The sequence below is a fragment of the Rufibacter roseus genome, from assembly GCF_001647285.1.
GTDB classification, from domain to species: Bacteria; Bacteroidota; Bacteroidia; order Cytophagales; family Hymenobacteraceae; genus Nibribacter; species Nibribacter roseus.
In genome coordinates this window covers 151660-171784 of record NZ_LRML01000003.1, presented here as the reverse complement: position 1 = coordinate 171784, position 20125 = coordinate 151660, and the positions used below count along the sequence as shown (strand labels likewise).

The window sequence follows — 20125 nt, the reverse complement described above, 5'->3', positions numbered from 1 at the left end:
CGAAGATGAAAAAGCTCACATTATCAATCTGTATATTCCTTTCAGCCCTTGGCGCTTCGGCCCAGGGCCGGAAGTCCTTCTCTGACTTCACGCTGCTGCGGCAGTTCTACAACCCGGCCTTGACCGGGTACGGGGGATCCTCCTTGAAGATGCTCTACCGCGACCAGTGGACGGGCTTCGAAAACGCGCCGCGGACGCTTTTTGCTTCGGCCGAGATGGGCTCTAAGGAACTTTCCTCCTGGGCCAAGGGTGAGGAAGTAGGAGTGGAAACCACCCGTAACTCCTGGGGACTCTTCGCAATGCATGACGAATTCGGCCCTTTCGCCGATAGCAGGGTGGGTATAAACTACGGCTCACGCGCCAGGCTCTCCGAGGGTATTACCCTGCGGGTTGGCGGTGCGGCGACCTACTCGCTGCAGCGCCTGCGCAGCCAAACGCTCATCCTGGACAACCCGAACGACCCGGAGATGACTGGATACTTGGGTCAGGATGGCCGCTCCAGCCGCTTTGACTTGGCACTTGGCATAGCTTTAACGGGCGAGGATTTCTACTTGGGCTATGGGGTGAGAGACGCTACCGGCGGGTACGAGGCCAGCGGGGACGGCTTTCTGGAGGACGCGAACGTGGCGCGGCACTCGGTGCAGGCGGGCGTGAGGAGAGGCTTCTCCGAGAGCATAGGCGTGGTGCTGAACGGTGTGTACCACTACGACAGGAACGACAAGGGACTTGCCGAGGGGCAGGCGAAGCTGGTTTTCCGCGACATGGTTTGGCTGGGGGCGGGTTACCGCCAAAGCCTGGCCTACTCCTTCACCGGGGGGCTGCAGCTGTCGCGCTTCAGGGTGGGGTACTCCTACGAGAAAGCCACCGAGGATGCACAGTACATGTCAAGACCGAGCAATGAGTTCTCTCTTTCGTACAGCCTGTTCAATAAGTCAGCAGAAAGTACAAGAAAGCTGACTGTCTGGTAGAGGCTGTAACCTCTCCAGAGGCAAATATTTTATTCAACGCCCCTGTTTTTGGTCTGCTTTTTTAAAAGCAGGCCAAAAACAGGGGCGTTGTTTCTTTCTGATGAAGCTTAGCCTGTTAATGTTTCAGAGAAAAATGCGGAGAGCCAGTGACCTTTGCACTACAATGCTTTAATGTCACGTGCCTTCTTGGCAGTGCCTGCTGATCGCTTTTACATTACCCCATGTTCTGGGCGTCCTTTTTAGAAATAGCTTTAACCTCGGGCCAGTAAAGGAATGTTAAAGTGGGCTTGATGAAATACTACCAAAATAGGATTCAGATAGATACTAATTTATTTAGCCCCAGCTCTTGTAGGATACTGAAACCTTGGAGTAGTTATCAGTTCATATCTATTAAATTACCTGTTCCCTTGGATTTATGATTCTTATTCAGTTGATTAAATATATTTTAGAAAAGTATGAGTAATTCAAACCAGCTGCAGCGCTCTCTTGGGCTTCAATTAGTTGTCATGATGGTGATAGGCAATATCATTGGGTCTGGTGTCTACAAAAAAGTAGCGCCTATGGCTGCGGAACTCGGTTCACCAGGCTGGGTTTTGATTTGCTGGGTTCTAGGAGGTGTTATCACCATGTTCGGTGCCCTGAGTAATGCCGAAGTGGCTGGTTTGTTGGCTGATACAGGAGGGGAGTACTCCTATTACAAAAGGATATATAATCGGTTTTTCGCTTTCCTCTATGGTTGGTCATTGTTTACGGTCATACAAACAGCCACTATTGCTTCATTAGCATATGTGTTTGCTCAGTCACTGAATAGTATTGCCCCGTTACCTGCTCTATTTGGTTCTTTAGCAGAGGTCAATCTGGCAGGCGTATTTTTTCCGTTCGCTGATTTCAATATTAAGTTCACGGCTATACTGCTGATATTTTTTTTAACTTGGTTTAATACTAAGAGTGTCAAAGCTGGTGCGGGTTTCAGTACGGCTATTCTGCTTTTGGTTTTTTTAGGTATTTTTCTGATCATTTTCTTTGGGATTAGCAGTGAGCAGGCTGATTTGAAAAGTACCTTTCAGTTGGAAACTGCTAAAGACACTGCTGTTACTTTCTCTTCAGTATTTGCGGCTATGCTGGCAGCGTTTTGGGCCTATCAGGGCTGGGCCTCCATTGGCTTTTTAGGCGGTGAGATAAAAGACGCCCACCGCAACATTCCGAGGGGCATTTTTTTAGGAGTATTGGCCGTCATTACTATATATCTTCTGGTGAACACCACTTACCTGTCATTATTACCTATTTCAGAGCTAACCGCAGTATATGAAGCGGGTAACCAGATTGCGGCCATTGAAGCCGTAAAAGCTTTTTGGGGATCTGGCGGCGGATTTCTTATTTCAGTGCTTATTTTGATTACAACCTTGGGTTGCACCAATGCCACTATTCTTACCAGTTGCCGCACGTATTTTGCCATGGCTCGGGAAGGGCTTTTCTTTAAGAAAGCCGCTCACTTGAATAAGGCGCAGGTGCCATCCAATTCTTTGCTGTTTCAAGGCGTTTGGTCCTGCATGCTGGTGCTTTCGGGCACGTTTGACCAACTCACCGATATGATCATTTTTGCCGTATTCATTTATTATGGCGCCACCACGTTTGGGGTGTTTATATTAAGGAAGAAGATGCCTGACGCCCATCGTCCTTACAAAGTTTGGGGGTACCCTGTGGTTCCCGCCATTATGATTCTTTTCTGCGTAGCTTTATTTTTCAATACTATTTACGTTCGACCACGAGAGGCAGGTATTGGTATGATTCTAATGTTGACTGGAATTCCAATGTATTGGTGGTTTACAAAAAAACAGCAATCAAAGAAAACACCTGCTCAGCAGGAAGCTGTTAATGCTTAGGTATTTTGCTGCAAAAGGAAAGGCTTTGACACTTATATAATGGTGCGCTAAAAAAGTACAGCACCATGTGGTCTTTTTATTCTAAGCTTTAGAAGTACTAAACAAGAAGCTGTTTTGTTCAATCATCTGTTTTGAGTGTAAAAGGTCAATAGCCATAGGAAGGTTTGTGCTCATGAGCTTCCTTTTGACCTGTTTTCTCAAAAGTAGACTTAAAACATCCTAGTTATATTGTTTTTCCAGATAAAGATATTTCTGGAGGAATACTGGTGCAAGCTCTTGAAAGAAGTGAACGCTACCTATAAGTCTATTTTGCAAGGTCTTCTCATATATAACCTTGAGGGAAAGGGTAGGGAGGATAAAATTTGATCAATAACTGAAAGGAATTTTTCATTGTAATAGATAACTGCATAAAAAAAGGCCGGACATTGTCCGGCCTTTTTCAGTCTTCTAGAAGAAGTTATTATCTAGAGGCAACTACAGTAGGTTTTGCAGCTACTTGTTTCTCTTTGTCAACGTTAGTGGTATCTACCACCAGCGGAGTAGCAATGAACAGGGTAGAATACGTACCGGTAAGGGTACCTACAATCATGGCGAATGAGAAGCCACGAAGGGTCTCGCCCCCGAAGATAAATAACACAATCACTACCAGGAACAACGTTAATGACGTGATGATAGTACGGCTGAAGGTGCTGTTCAACGCTGGGTTGATCACATCACGGAACTTCAGACGAGGGTTCTCTCTGGTGTACTCACGAATACGGTCAAAGATAACCACGGTGTCGTTGATGGAGTAACCAATGATGGTCAGGATGGAAGCAATGAACACCTGGTCGATCTCGTAAGCAATACCAAACAGACGAGCAATGGCGAAGGCTGCAATTACTACCAAGGCATCGTGGATCAAAGCTACCACGCCACCCAAGCTATACTGCCAGCGGCTGAAACGAAGCGCCACGTACAGGAAGATACCGGCAAACGACAGCAACACAGCAATTAAAGCTTGCTTCTGAATGTCATCGGCCATGGTAGCACCTACTTTAGAAGAACTTTGAATAGTTGGGTTCTGCGCTTGATACTCCTGTAGACCGGTCATCAAGGCTGCTTTAACCTGCTCATCAGCCTCAGTTGATTCGTCATTGATTAGGTAGCTTGTTGTGATTTTCAAGCGGCTAGGAGCCCCAAAGGTTTTCACCTCAGTGCCTTGGTTGCCGAAGTTATCTAACAAAGCTGTACGTACGTCAGAAGCAGGAACCGGAGATGTAAAGTCTACCACATAAGAACGGCCACCGCTAAAGTCAACGCCAAGGTTTAATCCACCTTTCATAAAGATAGCCGCTGCGCCAAACAAAATGAAGGCAGTAGAACCAATGTAAGCAGCCTTGCGGTACTTCAGTACATCAAATTTCGTGTTTTTGAACCAGTTCTTAGATAAGAAAGTAGTGAAAGTGTTAGCAGAGCCGTTCTTGTCAGACACCATAGACTCAATAAATAGCCTAGAAAGGAAAACTGCAGTGAAGAAAGAAGTAGCAATACCAATCATCAGGGTAATAGCAAATCCTTTCACCGGACCTGAACCGAAGAAGTACAGAATAGCACCTGCCAGCAATGACGTTACGTTAGCGTCAAAGATAGAGCTGAAGGCACGCTCATAACCTTTCTTGATAGCATCTTTCACGTTCAGGCCAGCGGCCATTTCTTCTTTGATACGCTCAAAGATCAGTACGTTCGCATCTACGGACATACCCATGGTCAACACTATACCGGCTATACCAGGCAAAGTAAGGGCAGCGCCAAATTGGGCTAGAATACCCAAAATAAAGAAGATGTTGAACACCAATGCTAAGTCAGCAATGAAACCACCGCGGCTGTAATAAGCCATCATAAAGATCACTACCAACGCTAAACCAGCTAAAGTGGAAAGCAAACCTTGGTTAATGGCTTCCTTACCCAATGAAGGACCAACTACGGCTTCTTCTACAATACGGGTAGGGGCTGGCATTTTACCGGCTTTCAGAATGTTGGCTAAGTCTTGAGCTTCTTCAATGGTGAAAGAACCAGAGATAGAAGAGTTACCGCCACTGATTTCTGACTGAACCACTGGGGCGGAATACACATAATTATCTAATACAATAGCAACCTGACGACCAATGTTGTCGCCGGTCAGGCGCTGCCATTTTTTAGAACCAGCAGCGTTCATGCTCATGGAGATTTCAGGACGGCCAGACTGATCGTAATCCTGACGGGCATCTGCAATGTACTCACCCGTTAAAGGAGCATTGCCATCGCGGCCTTTCTTGATAGCGTACAGTTCCAGGAACTCAGCTCCGTCATCGGCTATAATTGGCTTCACACCCCAAAGAAACTTCATGTTTTGTGGGAAAATAGCTTTTACCTGTGGAGTGGCGAACAATGCGTTTACTTTGGCAGTGTCACGCACATTAGAGCCCAAGCCGCTTGGCAAAGTAGTGAACAACTGACCCAGCAGTGAGCTTTGGTTTGCGTTCAATGAATCAGACTGAGCAGCAGCTGAATCTGGTGTGCTTAATTGGGCAGCCAAGTTAGTAGTATCAGTGCCGGCGGCTCTAGCCAAAGCATTATCAGTTGCCGGAGCAGCAGTGTTGGCTTTTAATTTGTTGGCAGCTTCTTGCTTTACCAGGTAATCATTCAGTTGGCTGAAATATGGACCAAACTCGTTGTAGTTCCAAACTTCCCAGAACTCTAGGTTGGCAGTACCTTGCAAAAGTTTACGCACACGCTCAGGGTTGTCTACGCCTGGTAGTTCAATCTGAATGCGGTTAGTACCTTTCAGTTGCTGAATATTTGGTTGGTTTACACCAAACTTGTCAATACGGGTACGAAGAATGTTGAAGGAGCGGGCTACGGCATCATCTACCTCACGGTTGATCTCTGCCAGTACTTCCTGGTCTGTTGAGTTGTACGACAAGTTACGGGTAGTGCTGCTGGCGAAGATTGTAGCCAGTTTGGCATTTGGCTGAATTTCACGGTAAGCGCGGTAGAACAAGTCTACGAAACCTTCCTGGCTGGTGGCCTGCATTTGCTGGGCACGCTCAATGGCTTTTTCAAAGGCCACGTCTTTTCTGCTGCCCGCCATAGCGCGGATGATCTCAACCGGAGAAACCTCCAGCGTTACGTGCATACCGCCTTTCAAGTCAAGGCCAAGGCTCAACTCATTTTCTTTTACTTCTTGGTAAGTGTACTCAGCACCTAAGAAGTTGTACACCGGAGTTCTCCAAACAGAGTCCAGATACTGCTGTTTCTTGTAGTGGTCTACAGTGCCTTGGGCTGTGGTGGCAGATTCAGCGGCATCGCGCTCAACGCTTCTAGACACCAAGGTGAACGACAGGTAGTAAAGGCACAACGCCGATACAATAACTGTCAGGAATAAAATAAAACCTTTGTTACGCATGGGTTAATTGAAAATGATAAAAAAAAGTGTGTTTATGAATTGTGTTAGAATGGAAATTCCAAACAGGTTGCTTTTGGCCAGAGTGGGCCAGAAAAGCAGATAAAGTCAGCCTTCCCAAAAGAAATATATCTATTAGGTAGGGCGGCTGAAATAAGAAAGCTAAAACTAGGGAGCGTTGGGTGAGATGGGCAGCGTAGCCAGTTTTTGTAAGTGGAAAGTCCAGTAAGGAACACTGGCTTTCTTTTGAACAGAATACTGCACTGGGGCAGTAAAGGCAATAGGCAGTAAAGTGGCAGGCTCTGCTAACTGAGCAGTGTAAGATGAGACAGCCTCTAATGAAACCTTTTGTTTTACTTCTGATTCATGTGCATCACGACCTTTCTGAACCGATGTGTGCTCCGGAGAAGGAGCGGCATAGGCAAAGGCCGGCAAAGCACGGTGGTTCACCGTGAGCACCAAAAGCAAGGCAAGGCTGGTGAAAATCAGCCGCCAATTACGTTGTATGTAGTGCTCGGGTTTCATGCTAGTTGGCAAAGGTAACCGATTCTTGAAATAAAACAAAAGCCTCTGCAGTAGGTTGAACAGCAGAGGCTTTTGTTTGGTGCTAAAAGCGGATGTGAATTACCTATTTTTTTTTACTTTAGAGTTAAGGTACGTCACCAAAACTTCTAAGCCAACCTCAAAGTTGCGGTTGTTCGGTATAATAATGTCAGCGTCGTTCTTAAAGGGCTTGATGTATTTTTCGTAGGTTGGCGCCACGTGGTTGGTGTAGCGGTACAGTACATCGTCCAGGTCATAACCGCGCTCTACTTTGTCGCGCATAATGCGGCGCTGCAATTTTATGTACTCTTTGGCGTCTATGTACACCTTCATGTCAAGCAGTTTGGCCACTTCTTCAAAATAGAACACAAAAATGCCCTCTACCACTACAATAGGCGCTGGTTTAAACTCCAGTTGCTTAGGCACCACATTGGGGTTGTTGAAGGTGTATTCTTTGCGGTGAACGGTTTCGCCCTGACTTAATTTGAGAATGTCATGGGCGTAAGCGGCACTGTCAATAGAGCCCGGCAAATCAAAATTATGAATGCCATTCTCGTCTTTCAGTTGCTTTTCGCGGTCGAGGTAGTAGTTGTCTTGTGAGATGAGGCAAATATCCTCTGGTGCATACGAAGCCAATAGCCTGCTCAGGAATGTGGTTTTCCCTGATGCGCTCCCTCCCGTAATTCCAACAATAAACGGCTTTTGATGCATAAGTACGTACTGGTTTACGGGGTGCAAAATTAGCCATTTTCGGTCAGGTTGCCTAGGGCTTCGTTAAATTAAAAATTAGAAATTATGAATGAGAAATGATGGGGTGCCAATAGAAAGATGATGCAAGAATCACGTTTTCGGCCCGTTTTTCAGGAATTAGGCCGAAAACGTGATTCTTCTATTACCCAAGCCGTGTTGAAGTTGTTCGTGTATTTTCACTTCCGCCGTTATTCTCCGCCTTTGTTGGTGTTATCACCAACAAGGGAGACTGCGATTCTAATGGTAAAAGCACAGCTGCTTTTTCTCCTGAAGCCTTTGGTTTTCGACACAGGCTTCAGGAAAAGGCGTTTGTAACTATAAGCACAATCTTGCTTGTTGGTGATAACACCAACAAGGGCGACGGGTGATGCGGCTGAAACGGGAGGTGAAAAATTTGTTCGGCTATATTTTTATGTGTTTTGGACTTGTTTTCGTTAAAACAGCTCCAAAATGCACCGCCAAACTGAGTCAAGCATATATGTCTCCAAAAGACCCTTCTTCATTCACTCCTTCAATCATTCACTCATTAATCTTCACGTTCCTGTCTGCACGTAGCGGTGCCGTAGAAACGATACTAGCTGCTGAACGGCACGGCCGCGGTGGCTTATTTCGTTCTTTTCCTGGCTGCTCATCTCAGCGAAGGTGCGGCTATGCCCTTCGGGTACAAAAATGGGGTCATAGCCAAAGCCTTGGGCTCCGCGGGGCGTTTCTATGATATGGCCTTCTACAATACCATCGAATAAATGCTGCTCACCGCCCTCCAGAATCAGGGCAATGGAAGTTCTGAACCTGGCTTTGCGGTTTTCTTTTCCGGCTAATCCTTCCAAAACCTTCTGCATGTTAGCTTGGTTATCTCGTTGTGGCCCCGCATAACGGGCAGAATAAACGCCTGGCTCATTATTTAAGGCTTCTACCTCAAGACCGGTGTCATCTGCGAAACACATGATTTTATAGCGGTCCCAGACATAAGTGGCTTTCTGAAGGGCATTTCCTTCTAAGGTGTCCTGTTCTTCGGGCAGTTCTTCGGTGCAGCCAATGTCAGTAAGGCTGGTAATTTCAAAGGGTGCTCCAAGCAGTTGCTGAATTTCCTGCAGTTTGTGGGCATTGTTAGAGGCAAAACAGATTTTCATAGGTAGGCAATGTGCTGAAAGGCTAGTATACGGCAAGAAGGAGTAAAAACAAAACAGACAAGCAGGCATTTGGCTCTTATAGTATAGTAAGGAGTAGAACTAGTCCCAATTATTTTTCTTTGGTTACCTTTGCACCGCTTTCCTTGCCTAAAGTTGTCTTGTATGTAGCTAAACCTATTGTTGGTTGCTTAACTAAGTAAAGGCAGGTGCTGCTGAAAAAGTTAAGAGCAGGAAGGCCAAATGCAGGAATTTTTATTGATAAGTTTTGGCAGGTGTCTGTATATTACAGAATTATAGGTGAAAACCTGCCTTGATGCGGTTCTCTAAAAAAGAATATAGAATAAGAAATACGGATGGAGGTAAGCCCCGAGAATGAAAAACGTGTAAGAACCAGACGGAGCCGTGTGATATCCAGAAAGATAGACCGCTTCTTTTTGGCGCTTTACGACATCTTTTCATTCAACGTCAGATTTTTCAAGGAGGTGTTTCTGCCGCCGTATGAGGGCAAGGAAATCATCAGGCAGTGTTACGAGATAGGGGTAAGGTCATTGCCGCTTATCTCCCTGACGGGCTTCATTATAGGTATTGTGTTCATGAACCAGTCGCGCCCGTCCTTAGCTGAGTTTGGGGCTACATCATGGTTGCCCTCGCTGGTTTCCTTGGCCATTGTGCGGGCTTTGGCTCCATTGGTGACCGCCCTGATTGGGGCAGGACGTATTGGTTCTATGATAGGAGCCGAGTTAGGCTCTATGAAGGTAACCGAGCAGATAGACGCCATGGAAGTGTCGGCTACCAATCCGTTCAAGTTTTTGGTGGTGAGCCGGGTGCTGGCCACCACGTTTATGATTCCGGCGCTGATGATGTATACCATGCTGGTGGCGTTGTTGGGGGCGTACCTGAACGTGAGTGCCAATGAAGGTACCTCTTTTGTGACTTATTTCACACAGGTATTTGATGCCATTACGTTTCTAGATATTTTCTCTTCGGTTATAAAATCTACTTTGTTTGGCTACACCATTGGCATGGTTGGCTGCTACAAAGGCTATAATTCTTCAAAAGGAACCGAGGGAGTAGGCAAGGCCGCTAATTCTTCCGTAGTAACGGCTATGTTTCTGGTGTTTATTGAGGAGCTTTTGTCTCTGCAGGTAATCACGGCACTACGTTAACAAAGGAGGGAGGGAGATGAAAAAAGGACAACCGGTTATAGACAGAAGCATCAGCGTTATTTCCATCAAGAATCTGGTGAAATCGTTTGGCGACCTAGACGTGCTCAGGGGTGTTGACCTTGATCTTTACAAAGGTGAAAACCTGGTGGTGCTTGGCAAATCCGGAACAGGGAAATCGGTGTTGATTAAAATAATCTCCGGCCTGCTGCGTCCAGACGAAGGAACCGTGAATGTGCTCGGCGAGGATGTGCCCCAGCTGCGAGGGCGTGATTTGGACCGTCTGCGCTTGAGGATCGGGTTCTCATTTCAGAACAGCGCCTTGTATGATAGTATGACTATCAAGAAAAACCTGGAATTTCCTCTGGTGCGCAACCAGAAAGATTTAACCAGGGGAGAGGTGCTGCAAAGAGTGGAAACGGTATTAGACGCAGTGGGGCTGTCGCAAACCATTAACCAGATGCCCTCAGAGCTATCGGGTGGGCAGCGGAAGCGGATTGGCATTGCGCGTACGCTGATTCTGAACCCAGACATCATGCTCTATGATGAGCCAACCGCCGGTCTTGACCCTATTACTTGTATAGAGATCAATAACCTTATTAATGAGGTGCAGGAGCGCTTCCATACTTCTTCCATTATCATTACCCACGACTTAACCTGCGCCAAGGCAGTAGGTGACCGGATGGTGATGTTGTTAGACGGGGTATTTCAGCGGCAGGGCACCTTTGAAGAAGTGTTCAATACCGATGATAAGCGGGTAAAATTATTTTACGATTACAATTTCATAGACTAAATGAGTGCAGAAGAAAATAGAAGGTCTGTTGTCGTAGGCATATTTGTGTTGCTAGCCATATTAATATTAGTGGCGGGTATTTTTGTGCTGGGCGGCCAGCAGAAACGCTTTGCCGAAACTATTGAGGTAAGCGCTCTTTTTGAGGATGTAACCGGCCTGAAAAAAGGAAACCACGTGATTTACTCAGGCGTGCGGGTGGGCGTGGTCAACAGCATTAAGCTAGTGGAGAACTCCAAAATAGCCGTGACCATGTCTATTGAGGAAAGCGCCCGTAGGTTTATTCACAATGATGCTTTTGCCAAGGTGGGTTCTGAAAGTTTAATTGGTAACAAAACAGTGGTAGTGTACGGTGGTACCGAAACAGCCCCGGCCATTGAAGACGGCGCCATTCTTCGCACGGAAGAACAGTTAAGTACCGAGGAAATGATGCAGACGCTGCAGGAAAACAACAAAAACCTGCAAGCCATCACCAATGATGTAAAACAGCTGAGCAGTAGCTTGGTGAAAGGCGAAGGTCTGGCTGGGGCATTACTCACAGACGAAAGGCTGGCCAACAACTTCCGCACTATAGTTGCCAACTTGGAAAGGACTTCGGCCAGTAGTGTGCGTGCCTCACAAGCCCTTACTAGATTCACGAACAAGCTGAACACAGAAGGCGGCTTAGCCGATGAACTGCTCACTGATACAGTGGTATACAACCGCCTGAAACGCACCGCAGCCGAATTGGAGCAAACCATGGCCACCGCCTCGGCCCTGACTGCCAAAATAAACAACACGGCCAGCAAGCTCAACACCACTGACAATGCCTTGGGTGTGCTTCTCAACGACGAGCAGTTTGCCACCGATTTGCAACTGACCATGCAAAACCTGGAGGCAGGCACCGATAAGTTAGACGCCAACATGGAAAGCCTGCAGCACAGCATCTTGCTCAACGGTTTTTTCCGCCGCAAAGCTCGGCGTGAGGCCCGTCAAAAAGAAAGAGAGAAAGAAAAGCAGGAGCGTTTATTAAAGCTCGAAGAAAAGAAGAATTTAAAGAAAGGAATACAACCTTCAACAGTTCCACCCACAGCAGACACCGTAACGGTTATCAAGCCAATCAAGATAGACTAACCCATCAGAAGAGCTGCCAGCGTCATATTTTAGGCCTGTTTTTAAGAAAACAGCTAAAATATGGCGAATCTCTCACTTAAGCGGTTGTTAGATTAAATACGCTCCCCACTCCCCATTTTCCTGTACTACTCTTATATGTTCACGTAAAGTAGTAGCTAAAGAATAACCTGTATAAGTAGCCGCTATTGGGTAAAGCGGGTGGTGACGGTTAATCAAAGTGGCAATTTCCAGCTTTTTGCAGTCCTTCTCCAGAAACACCCGCAGTGTATAGGCAAGGGTTTTGCCAGTGTTCAGCACATCATCTACTAGTACCACGGCGGTATCTTTCAATGACTCAGGCAATGGCGTTATCTGAATTTCGTGCTCCAGCGGTTCCGTTTTATGTAGCCTTACCTCAATGAGTTGAATCTCCAGCGGTGAAATATTTTTCAGTTCCTGCTCCAGTTGTTGCGCCAGAAAATAGCCGTTTTCGTGAATGCCTGCCAACACCAGCTTCTTTTCCTCAAAATTTTGTTCATAAATTTCAAAGGCAATTCGCTTAACTTTTTGCAGAATCTGCTGGTGTTCCAGAATGAGGCTCTCTTTTGTGAAGACCATAGGGTGGCGGTGTTTTTAACGGCCTAAAATTATCAAAATATTGGAGTAACCGCGCAAAATCTGAAAAAGCTCTGTACTTGTGGAAATTATTTCTACATAAGAGTTTTATAATTACACAAGATGTGTTAATTTTGCAGTCCTATTCGAGAAACTCGTTGTTTAAATATACAGAATAATGAAAAAGGACATCCATCCTGAATACAGAGAAGTAGTTTTCCAAGATACTTCCAGTGACTTCAAATTTATCACACGTTCTACCATGAACTCAAGTGAGACCATTACCATGGAAGACGGAAAAACCTACCCAGTTATCAAGGTGGAGGTTTCTTCTGCTTCTCACCCGTTCTACACTGGTAAAAACCTTTTCGTGGATACTGCCGGTCGTATTGATAAGTTCAAGCAGCGTTACAAAAAATAAGCCTAATTTTAGGTATTGCGTATAAGGGTCTTTCTGAATTTCAGAAAGACCTTTTTTATTTGTACTCTATGAACATCATTCTCTTTGATGACCCCGAATTACGGGCTAATCTGCTGCCGTTTACTTTTACTCGGCCCGTGGCCGACATTCGTGTAGGTATTCTGACAATTGCCCAAAAATGGCGAGAGTTGTCAGGAGAGGTGGTGTCTTATTTAACGCAAGACTACCTGCAGGCCAAGTACAGCCAATATACAGCCGGCAGTCCCTCTATTTACGTTAATGGAGCCATTTGCCCTACTCCTAAGTTATTTGAGCTGATTAAAAGACTACCGGTGGGGGAAAGTCTGGTGCATGAAGGTTTACTGGTGGCCCTGAATGTTGATGGCATAGAATTACGTAGTGTGGAAGAGCTTTTCCAACATACCACAAACCGCAGCAGAGAAACTCCACCACCCCCTCTCGACGTCGTACGCCAGCCATGGGATATTTTCCGGATGAACGGAGACCAAATTCGCTCTGATTTCGAATTAATTACCCAGGGCCGAACGAGCCAGCCAATCACTGACAAGTATACAATAGTTTACAATCGAGAGAATATCTTCGTAGAGGAGGGGGCAAAAATCAGAGCTGCCATTTTAAATGCCGAGAATGGCCCTATATACATTGGTAAAAACGCAGAGGTGCATGAAGGGGCAATCATCAGAGGGCCATTCAGCTTGGGCGAGGAAAGTCACGTTAACGTGGGCGGTAAAATGCGCGGTGATATCACCATTGGGCCGTTCTGTAAGGTTGGCGGCGAGGTGAACAATTGCGTTTTCTTCGGTTACTCCAACAAAGGCCATGAGGGTTTTCTGGGTAACTCTGTGGTAGGAGAATGGTGTAACTTCGGAGCCGACACAAACGCCTCAAACCTCAAAAACAACTATGCTCAGGTAAAAGCCTTCAGCCACGCACAGGATAAAATGATAGACACCGGCCTGCAGTTCTGCGGCCTCCTGATGGCCGACCACGTGAAATGCGGCATCAATACCATGTTCAATACCGGTACAGTAGTTGGTGTGGGCGCCAATATTTTCGGGGCCGGATTCCCGCCAAGTTTCATTCCCTCGTTTATTTGGGGTGGCGCCGCTGGCATGGAAACCTTTCGTCTGCCCAAGTTTTTTGAAGTAGCCGATGCCGTTTTAGGCCGCCGCGGAATGAAATTCAGCGAAGAAGAACACAAAATTTACGAACACATCTTCAAAGCTACCAAACACAACCGCCCCTGGGACAAACCCGAAACGAAGTTGGTGTAGGGAAAGAAAAACGCATATCGTTTTCGGCTTGCTTTTTGAAAAATAGGCTGGAAACAGACTAAAGGAGATAGCGCAAAACATACTCAGGCAAGCCCCGCGCAGCGAATAAAAGCATTGCAACGGCTCAAGCAGCAGTTCACATCCTGCCCGGTCTTCCAGGCGAGGCGGGTCGTGAGGCCTCCCCAAGGAAAGGGGAGCACGCATATACTTTTAAACTGGCTAAAACCGAAGCCAGCAATGAAACAGCGGACGCTAGTCAAGTGGTAAAAATGAAGAGAAGCTGTCTGAGCGGCAGCGAGTTCTTCTCTTCTTGATTCTTTTGCTTACTTTTCTCATCAAGGAGAAAAGTAAGGCCCAGTCAGCGAGGCGAAAGTCAGCAGAAAGAGTTATGAGTCTTGAGTCGCGAGTCTAGAGTCGGCAGAATGAAAAATAACAATTCTTTTCGCAGTCATTAATCAACGCCACTCAAGAGATTGGCTGTCCGTCAGTTCGTAGAGCGATTACGCTAGCTCTACACACAACCTCCTTTAAACAATCAACAATAAGCCATCAACAATCAACCATTTCAGCCTATTTTCAGAAAAACAGCGCAAAAACAGCAGCACAACCTTATCTTTACGGCAGCAATGAAACGCAATCCGGCATCAGTGCTCTGAATCTCAAATTACACCTTCTACTGTGCAATTCTCTTCTATCTACGGCCACGCAGAAACCAAAAAACTGTTGCTGAACTCGGTAAAATCCGGGCACGTGGCGCACGCGCAGCTGTTTTTAGGCACAGACGGAAGTGCCAACCTGGCGCTGGCTTTGGCCTACGCCCAATACCTGAACTGTGAGAACCCGCAGCCCGAAGATTCCTGCGGCGTGTGCGCCAGCTGTACCAAAATAGCCAAGCGCATTCATCCAGATCTGAACTTCGTGATGCCGGTGACCAAAACCAAAGACCAAAGCGAGGCTTTGAGCAAGCACTTCGTGAAACCTTGGCGGGCGTTTCTGGACGACAGCCCTTACCAGACCCTCAATGACTGGATGCAGTTTATAGGTGCTGAGAACAAACAGGGGAATATCGCCAAAGAAGAAAGCCGCGAACTCATCAGGCTTACGTCGTTAAAAGCGTTCGAGGCCAAGTACAAGGTTATTATCATCTGGCTGCCGGAGTTATTGCACCCCACTGCCGCTAACGCTTTACTGAAGCTGCTAGAAGAGCCACCGGCGGCCACTGTTTTCCTGCTGGTGAGCAACGCCTCAGATAAAATTTTGGCCACCATACTATCACGAACGCAACTGGTGAAAGTACGGGCCTTCACTGATGAGGAAGTCATTCAGTACCTTACCGAAAAGTTTGGCGTAGAGCAGGAGCGCGCGTACCAGGTAACGCAGTTGGCGGAGGGGAACCTGCAGGCCGCGCGCGTGCTGAGTCAGGAAATGACTTCTGACTACTTTACGTTTTTCCTGAGCTGGATGCGCCTGTGCTACAACCATAAATATGATGCGGTGCTGGAACAAAGCGAGGACTTCCAGAAGTTAGGAAGAGAGAACCAGAAGAACTTTCTGCAGTTTGCCCTGAGCCTGCTGCGCAAGGTGTTGCTGTTTGGGGTAGATACGCAGTTGATTACTTTTTTACCGCCCCCCGAAATGGATTTCGTGCAGAAGTTTTCGAAGTTGATTCACCAGGGCAACGGTGCACAGCTCACGCAGCAGCTCAACGAGGCGCATTACCATATTGAGCGCAACGCCCACCCTAAAATCACGTTTTTGAATACCTCCATCCAAATCGCCCAACTCATCAGGCCGGTTTCGTAAAACATAATTATGGAAGCAGATAAAATAACGTCTCCTATTAGAATTGGTACCCGCGGCAGCCGTCTGGCGCTGTGGCAGGCCCACCACGTAGCCGATAAGCTGCACGAAGCGGGCATGGAAGTGGAGATTATCACCATCACCACCAAAGGAGACTTAGTCTTAGATAAATCACTAGATAAAATAGGCGCCAAAGGCGTGTTCACCGAAGAGCTGGAAGAAAGCCTGCGCAACGGCAGCATTGATATTGCCGTGCACAGTGCCAAAGACGTACAGTCCACCATTCCGGACGATCTGGAGCTATTGGCATTTATGGAGCGCGAAAAAGTGCATGACGTGGTGATCTCCTTCAACCCTACTTTTAAGTTGGGCGAGGGGCCGCAAATCATTGGCACTTCCTCCACCCGCCGTCGTTCTTTGCTCAAGCGCTTTTACCCTGATATTATCACCTCAGAATGCCGCGGGAACTTACAGACCCGAATCCAGAAGCTGAAAGACGGTCAGTACGATGCCATTCTGTTGGCCTACGCCGGCGTGGCCCGCATGCAGTACGACCACATGATAGCCCAACACCTTTCTCTAGAGGAGTTCATTCCGGCCGCCGGACAAGGCAGTGTGGCCATAGAGTGTGCTAAAACTTTGGCATTTGATAAAAAAAATGCCCTTAGAGAAGTATTGAATCATAACGAGACTTACTTTTGCCTGGTGGCGGAGCGGGCCTACCTGCGCACCATGGAAGGCGGCTGCAGCATCCCTTCCTTTGCCTTAGCTACCCTAGAAGATAACAAGCTGAACCTGCGCGCTGGCATCATCAGCCTGGACGGGCGCGACTTAATTGTAGAAGAACTCACCGGCACCACCGCCGAAGCGGAAGCCATGGGCGAGCAACTGGCCAATGTAGTATTAAGCCGCGGCGGAGACAGAATTCTAAAGCAAATACGAGAAGAAAAAGCGTAGCAGTTCATTGGTGCGTAAGAAGCGTTTTCAGCCTGTTTTATTAAAAGTAGGCTGAAAACGCTTTTATGTTTTTGGCTCAAAATGCTGTTTGTAGTCTTCCGCAGGATGACTGCAAACTGTCTATGAAAATGGAAGTCTCCGACTTCCTGACTGCTACGGAGCTAAAGCAGTGGCTAATTTTAACTTTGTTTCACAGCACCGGAATTACTACTTCTCCGGAACAGAGTTTCTGCTGATTCATTCAAAGCCTGGAATCGTTCTTCGGAAGACTCCAGACAGCGGCATAGGCAATGCCCGCCACAACTCTCCCGCAAATGAATCATCGTTCCATCTTTTTGGTTTATTTTGCATCATATTATAAATCCGTTCATGAAGAAGTATTTTTTAGGCCTAATCCTGGCTTTTGGAATTATATCAGGTTCTTTTAGCGAATCTTTTGCACAAAAGAAAAGCAAGAAAGATTACTTAGTTACCATTGAAACCGAGCAAGGCACCATCCGGTTGGTTTTGTTTGAGGACACGCCCAAGCACCGCGAGAACTTCCTGAAGCTGGTAAACGAAAAGTTTTACGACGGCACCACGTTTCACCGCGTGATTGACGGATTTATGATTCAGGGCGGCGATGTGAACAGCAAAGACGACAACCCCAATAATGATGGAGCTGGTAATATTGGATACACCATTCCTGCTGAAATAAAACACAAGCACGTGTATGGCGCGTTGGCTGCCGCCCGCCTGGGCGATGCCATGAACCCAAAGAAAGAATCAAGTGGGTCACAGTTCTTTTTAGTGGAAAATCATGACGGTGTGCCGTTCTTAGACAACCAGTACACGGTGTATGGCCAGGTGATTGACGGTCTATCGGTAATTGACCGAATTGCCGAGGTGCCTAAAGATTTCCGCGACCGACCAGAACAGGAAATCAAGATGAAAGTAACCGCCAAGAAAATGCGGAAAAAGAAAATCACGAAACTATACGGCTACCGCTACGAATAACCTGCCTATGAAAACCATCCTCATCACTGGCTCCAACGGTTTGCTGGGTCAAAAACTAATAGACCTGCTTCATACTGAGCCAAACATCAAGCTAATCGCCTCATCACGCGGTCAAAATAAATTAGCCGAAATATATCCGCAGGTAGCTTTCGCTGCCATGGATGTCACCAATGTCGACCAGGTAGAGCAGGTAATTGCCGAAACGCAGCCCACCCACATCATCCATACCGCCGCCATGACCAACGTAGATGACTGCGAGAGTCAGCGGGAGGAGTGTTGGAAGCAGAACGTAGACGCGGTAGAGAACCTGGTGAAGGCCAGTGAAAAGCACGGAATGCACCTTATCCACGTTTCCACCGACTTTATCTTTGATGGCGAAGACGGTCCTTACACCGAAGAAGCCGAGGGCAACCCGGTGAATTTCTACGGCGAGAGCAAACTGGCTGCCGAGGAACTGGTAAAAAAAGCATCGTGCAAATGGGCTATTCTGCGTACCGTGCTGGTGTTTGGCATTGTGCACGACTACGGCCGCTCCAACATTGTGCTGTGGGTGAAAGGGAGCCTGGAGCAGGGCAAGCAAATAAAAGTGGTCAATGACCAACTGCGCACCCCAACTCTGGCCGAGGACTTGGCGCAAGGCTGCTGGCTAGCCGCCAAGCACGATGCCCAAGGCATCTTCAATATCTCCGGAGAAGAACTGCTGACCCCACACCAAATGGCCCTGCAAGTAGCCGATTACTTCAACCTGGACAAGAGCCTGATTGAAGAAGTAGACGGCTCCATCTTCACCCAACCTGCTAAACGCCCTCCACGCACCGGCTTCGACATCACCAAAGCCAAAACCCAGCTAGGCTACCAACCACATTCTTTCAAAGAAAGCATTGCCATTGTAGCAGGGCAGATATAGTTTTTTGATTTTTTTAAAACCTCTGTTTTGAGCTTGTTTTCTGAAAAACAGACCCAAAACAGAGGTTTATTATGTAGGGACAGGTCGCGACCTGTCCTTGCGGTGGCCAATATATGATTGTCTGCTTTGGAATATTTTCGTTAGATCTCTCGGCTTCACTCGAGATGACCACTAAGGGGTTAGATCAAAAATGCGTGGACACTCCTTTATAAACATCCCCTTTCGGCTCCTTCAAAGGGGGAGTATTTGGTATGCGTGTAAGGAATAGTAACTTCCTCATGGGAGACGGCAGGGTCAGGCAGAGTCAATTTCTCAATAGAAACCCCGTTCCCCAAAATTCACGTAAAGGCAGATATGCTGAACCGTTTGCGCCGAGCCATTCAGGATTTCTTTTCGTTTTCCCGGCGGGAGCTGAACCAGTTTTTCATGCTGATCATTTTGATGGTGTTGCTTATTGCGGCGCCATTTTTCTTTTACCAGGACGATGTTCCCTATGACCCCACCACCGATAGGCAGATACTAGACAGCCTGGTAGTGCAGCTAGACGCGAATGTAGCAGAAGCAGAAGCTGCCAGAGCCGAAACGTACAAACGCAAACCAATCAAGTTGTACCGCTTCAACCCGAACGAGCTCACAGTGGAGCAGTGGCAGGAGCTGGGGCTAAGTAAATACATCGCGCAGCGCGTTTTAAACTACCGCGCCAAAGCTGGTGACTTTAAGAGTAAAGCCCAGCTCCAGAAAATCTACGGGCTGCCCGACTCACTTTTCCAGCAATGGTACCCGTACATCAATTTGCCCGATGAGAGCCCCGGCTACAGCAGAAGGGAAAATGAGCAAGCGTTTTCGGCTCCTTTTCCAGAAAACAGGCCAAAAACAGAATACCCACGCAAGCGCTGGGAGCTACAGCCCTTCGACCTCAACACCGCCGACACCACCGAGTTAAAGCAAATCAGGGGCATTGGCAGCAAACTCTCCCAGCGCATTGTCAACTTTAGAGACAAGATAGGCGGTTTCCAGAGCGTGGAGCAAGTAGCGGAGGTTTACGGTCTGTCTCCGGAAGTAGCAGACAGCGTGCGGAAATATGGTTTCGTGGCTAAGGCGTTTGAACCGAAGAAAATAAACCTGAACATTGCTACGTTTGACCAGCTTCGGCAACACCCGTACATTGGCTACAACTTGGCCAAAGCCATTGTCAATTATCGAACCCAGCACGGGCCTTACCCCAATGTAGATGAACTACGCAAAATTAAAGTCATCACTGAGGAGGCATACCAGAAAATGAAACCGTATGTAGCTGTGGATTAGTACAAAAATGAGCAAGGATGAACGGTTGCCTCTGCTAAAAAATGAATTGGTAATAAATCCCATTCTGCCTATTTTACAAAACATAA

Annotated in this window: 17 protein-coding genes; 12 read left to right on the top strand and 5 right to left on the bottom strand. The window is 47.1% G+C overall.

Features of this window, described 5'->3' with window-relative positions:
• Positions 1-5: 5 nt before the first annotated feature.
• Both A8O23_RS04750 and A8O23_RS04745 read left to right on the top strand, forming a co-directional pair.
• Positions 6-968: a PorP/SprF family type IX secretion system membrane protein gene (locus A8O23_RS04750; RefSeq protein ID WP_066617428.1), complete on the top strand. Its 963-nt coding sequence runs from the start codon at positions 6-8 to the stop codon at positions 966-968.
• 455 nt (positions 969-1423) lie between these two features.
• Complete coding sequence (locus tag A8O23_RS04745) at positions 1424-2851, top strand: APC family permease (protein ID WP_066617425.1); 1428 nt, start codon at positions 1424-1426, stop codon at positions 2849-2851.
• A 460-nt stretch (positions 2852-3311) separates the two neighbouring features.
• On the opposite strand, the gene secDF is transcribed toward A8O23_RS04745, so the two are convergent.
• The 4 genes from secDF to A8O23_RS04725 all read right to left on the bottom strand — a co-directional run bounded on the left by secDF (position 3312) and on the right by A8O23_RS04725 (position 8698).
• Positions 3312-6278, bottom strand: coding sequence for a protein translocase subunit SecDF (secDF, locus tag A8O23_RS04740; protein ID WP_066617422.1), 2967 nt, complete (start codon positions 6276-6278; stop codon positions 3312-3314).
• 165 nt (positions 6279-6443) lie between these two features.
• On the bottom strand, positions 6444-6800 hold the full coding sequence (locus A8O23_RS04735) for a hypothetical protein (RefSeq protein WP_066617419.1): 357 nt from the start codon (positions 6798-6800) through the stop codon (positions 6444-6446).
• 99 nt (positions 6801-6899) lie between these two features.
• Positions 6900-7529 carry a uridine kinase family protein gene (locus A8O23_RS04730; RefSeq protein ID WP_066617416.1) on the bottom strand — a complete coding sequence of 210 codons (630 nt, stop codon included), beginning with the start codon at positions 7527-7529 and terminating at the stop codon, positions 6900-6902.
• 572 nt (positions 7530-8101) lie between these two features.
• Positions 8102-8698: a non-canonical purine NTP diphosphatase gene (locus A8O23_RS04725; RefSeq protein WP_066617413.1), complete on the bottom strand. Its 597-nt coding sequence runs from the start codon at positions 8696-8698 to the stop codon at positions 8102-8104.
• 353 nt (positions 8699-9051) lie between these two features.
• On the opposite strand from A8O23_RS04725, the gene A8O23_RS04720 reads away from it, so the two are divergent.
• From A8O23_RS04720 to A8O23_RS04710, 3 genes are read left to right on the top strand one after another with little or no spacing between them, the layout of a single operon-like run.
• Positions 9052-9864 carry an MlaE family ABC transporter permease gene (locus tag A8O23_RS04720; RefSeq protein ID WP_066617410.1) on the top strand — a complete coding sequence of 271 codons (813 nt, stop codon included), beginning with the start codon at positions 9052-9054 and terminating at the stop codon, positions 9862-9864.
• A gap of 16 nt (positions 9865-9880) precedes the next feature.
• On the top strand, positions 9881-10654 hold the full coding sequence (locus tag A8O23_RS04715; protein WP_066617407.1) for an ABC transporter ATP-binding protein: 774 nt from the start codon (positions 9881-9883) through the stop codon (positions 10652-10654).
• A complete protein-coding gene (locus A8O23_RS04710; protein WP_066617404.1) occupies positions 10655-11764 on the top strand; it encodes an MlaD family protein in 1110 nt (369 codons plus the stop codon).
• 87 nt (positions 11765-11851) lie between these two features.
• Here the strand turns inward: A8O23_RS04710 and A8O23_RS04705 are convergent, their stop codons facing one another.
• A complete protein-coding gene (locus tag A8O23_RS04705; protein WP_066617402.1) occupies positions 11852-12361 on the bottom strand; it encodes a phosphoribosyltransferase family protein in 510 nt (169 codons plus the stop codon).
• Between the two features lie 175 nt (positions 12362-12536).
• Between A8O23_RS04705 and A8O23_RS04700 the strand changes: the two genes are divergently transcribed.
• The 7 genes from A8O23_RS04700 to A8O23_RS04670 all read left to right on the top strand — a co-directional run bounded on the left by A8O23_RS04700 (position 12537) and on the right by A8O23_RS04670 (position 20039).
• Positions 12537-12779 carry a type B 50S ribosomal protein L31 gene (locus A8O23_RS04700; protein ID WP_066617399.1) on the top strand — a complete coding sequence of 81 codons (243 nt, stop codon included), beginning with the start codon at positions 12537-12539 and terminating at the stop codon, positions 12777-12779.
• A 68-nt stretch (positions 12780-12847) separates the two neighbouring features.
• The gene (locus A8O23_RS04695) at positions 12848-14074 is read left to right on the top strand and encodes a GlmU family protein (RefSeq protein WP_066617397.1); all 1227 of its coding nucleotides are present in this window, start codon (positions 12848-12850) and stop codon (positions 14072-14074) included.
• A 678-nt stretch (positions 14075-14752) separates the two neighbouring features.
• Positions 14753-15877, top strand: a complete 1125-nt coding sequence (locus A8O23_RS04690) for a DNA polymerase III subunit (RefSeq protein ID WP_066617395.1) — start codon at positions 14753-14755, stop codon at positions 15875-15877.
• Between the two features lie 9 nt (positions 15878-15886).
• Positions 15887-16831: a hydroxymethylbilane synthase gene (gene hemC, locus A8O23_RS04685; protein WP_066617393.1), complete on the top strand. Its 945-nt coding sequence runs from the start codon at positions 15887-15889 to the stop codon at positions 16829-16831.
• Positions 16832-17200: 369 nt separating this feature from the next.
• On the top strand, positions 17201-17827 hold the full coding sequence (locus A8O23_RS04680; RefSeq protein WP_066617391.1) for a peptidylprolyl isomerase: 627 nt from the start codon (positions 17201-17203) through the stop codon (positions 17825-17827).
• 7 nt (positions 17828-17834) lie between these two features.
• A complete protein-coding gene (locus A8O23_RS04675) occupies positions 17835-18734 on the top strand; it encodes an SDR family oxidoreductase (RefSeq protein WP_066617389.1) in 900 nt (299 codons plus the stop codon).
• Between the two features lie 354 nt (positions 18735-19088).
• Positions 19089-20039, top strand: a complete 951-nt coding sequence (locus A8O23_RS04670) for a ComEA family DNA-binding protein (RefSeq protein WP_239693344.1) — start codon at positions 19089-19091, stop codon at positions 20037-20039.
• The last annotated feature ends 86 nt before the right edge of the window (positions 20040-20125 follow it).

Coding starts and splice junctions, on each gene's coding strand:
- A8O23_RS04670 (WP_239693344.1), top strand. CDS start 19,089: ATGCTGAACCGTTTGCGCCGAGCCATTCAGGATTTCTTTTCGTTTTCC.
- secDF (WP_066617422.1), bottom strand. CDS start 6,278: ATGCGTAACAAAGGTTTTATTTTATTCCTGACAGTTATTGTATCGGCG.
- A8O23_RS04735 (WP_066617419.1), bottom strand. CDS start 6,800: ATGAAACCCGAGCACTACATACAACGTAATTGGCGGCTGATTTTCACC.
- A8O23_RS04745 (WP_066617425.1), top strand. CDS start 1,424: ATGAGTAATTCAAACCAGCTGCAGCGCTCTCTTGGGCTTCAATTAGTT.
- A8O23_RS04750 (WP_066617428.1), top strand. CDS start 6: ATGAAAAAGCTCACATTATCAATCTGTATATTCCTTTCAGCCCTTGGC.
- A8O23_RS04695 (WP_066617397.1), top strand. CDS start 12,848: ATGAACATCATTCTCTTTGATGACCCCGAATTACGGGCTAATCTGCTG.
- A8O23_RS04725 (WP_066617413.1), bottom strand. CDS start 8,698: ATGAAAATCTGTTTTGCCTCTAACAATGCCCACAAACTGCAGGAAATT.
- A8O23_RS04705 (WP_066617402.1), bottom strand. CDS start 12,361: ATGGTCTTCACAAAAGAGAGCCTCATTCTGGAACACCAGCAGATTCTG.
- A8O23_RS04680 (WP_066617391.1), top strand. CDS start 17,201: ATGAAGAAGTATTTTTTAGGCCTAATCCTGGCTTTTGGAATTATATCA.
- A8O23_RS04730 (WP_066617416.1), bottom strand. CDS start 7,529: ATGCATCAAAAGCCGTTTATTGTTGGAATTACGGGAGGGAGCGCATCA.
- A8O23_RS04675 (WP_066617389.1), top strand. CDS start 17,835: ATGAAAACCATCCTCATCACTGGCTCCAACGGTTTGCTGGGTCAAAAA.
- A8O23_RS04720 (WP_066617410.1), top strand. CDS start 9,052: ATGGAGGTAAGCCCCGAGAATGAAAAACGTGTAAGAACCAGACGGAGC.
- hemC (WP_066617393.1), top strand. CDS start 15,887: ATGGAAGCAGATAAAATAACGTCTCCTATTAGAATTGGTACCCGCGGC.
- A8O23_RS04700 (WP_066617399.1), top strand. CDS start 12,537: ATGAAAAAGGACATCCATCCTGAATACAGAGAAGTAGTTTTCCAAGAT.
- A8O23_RS04715 (WP_066617407.1), top strand. CDS start 9,881: ATGAAAAAAGGACAACCGGTTATAGACAGAAGCATCAGCGTTATTTCC.
- A8O23_RS04710 (WP_066617404.1), top strand. CDS start 10,655: ATGAGTGCAGAAGAAAATAGAAGGTCTGTTGTCGTAGGCATATTTGTG.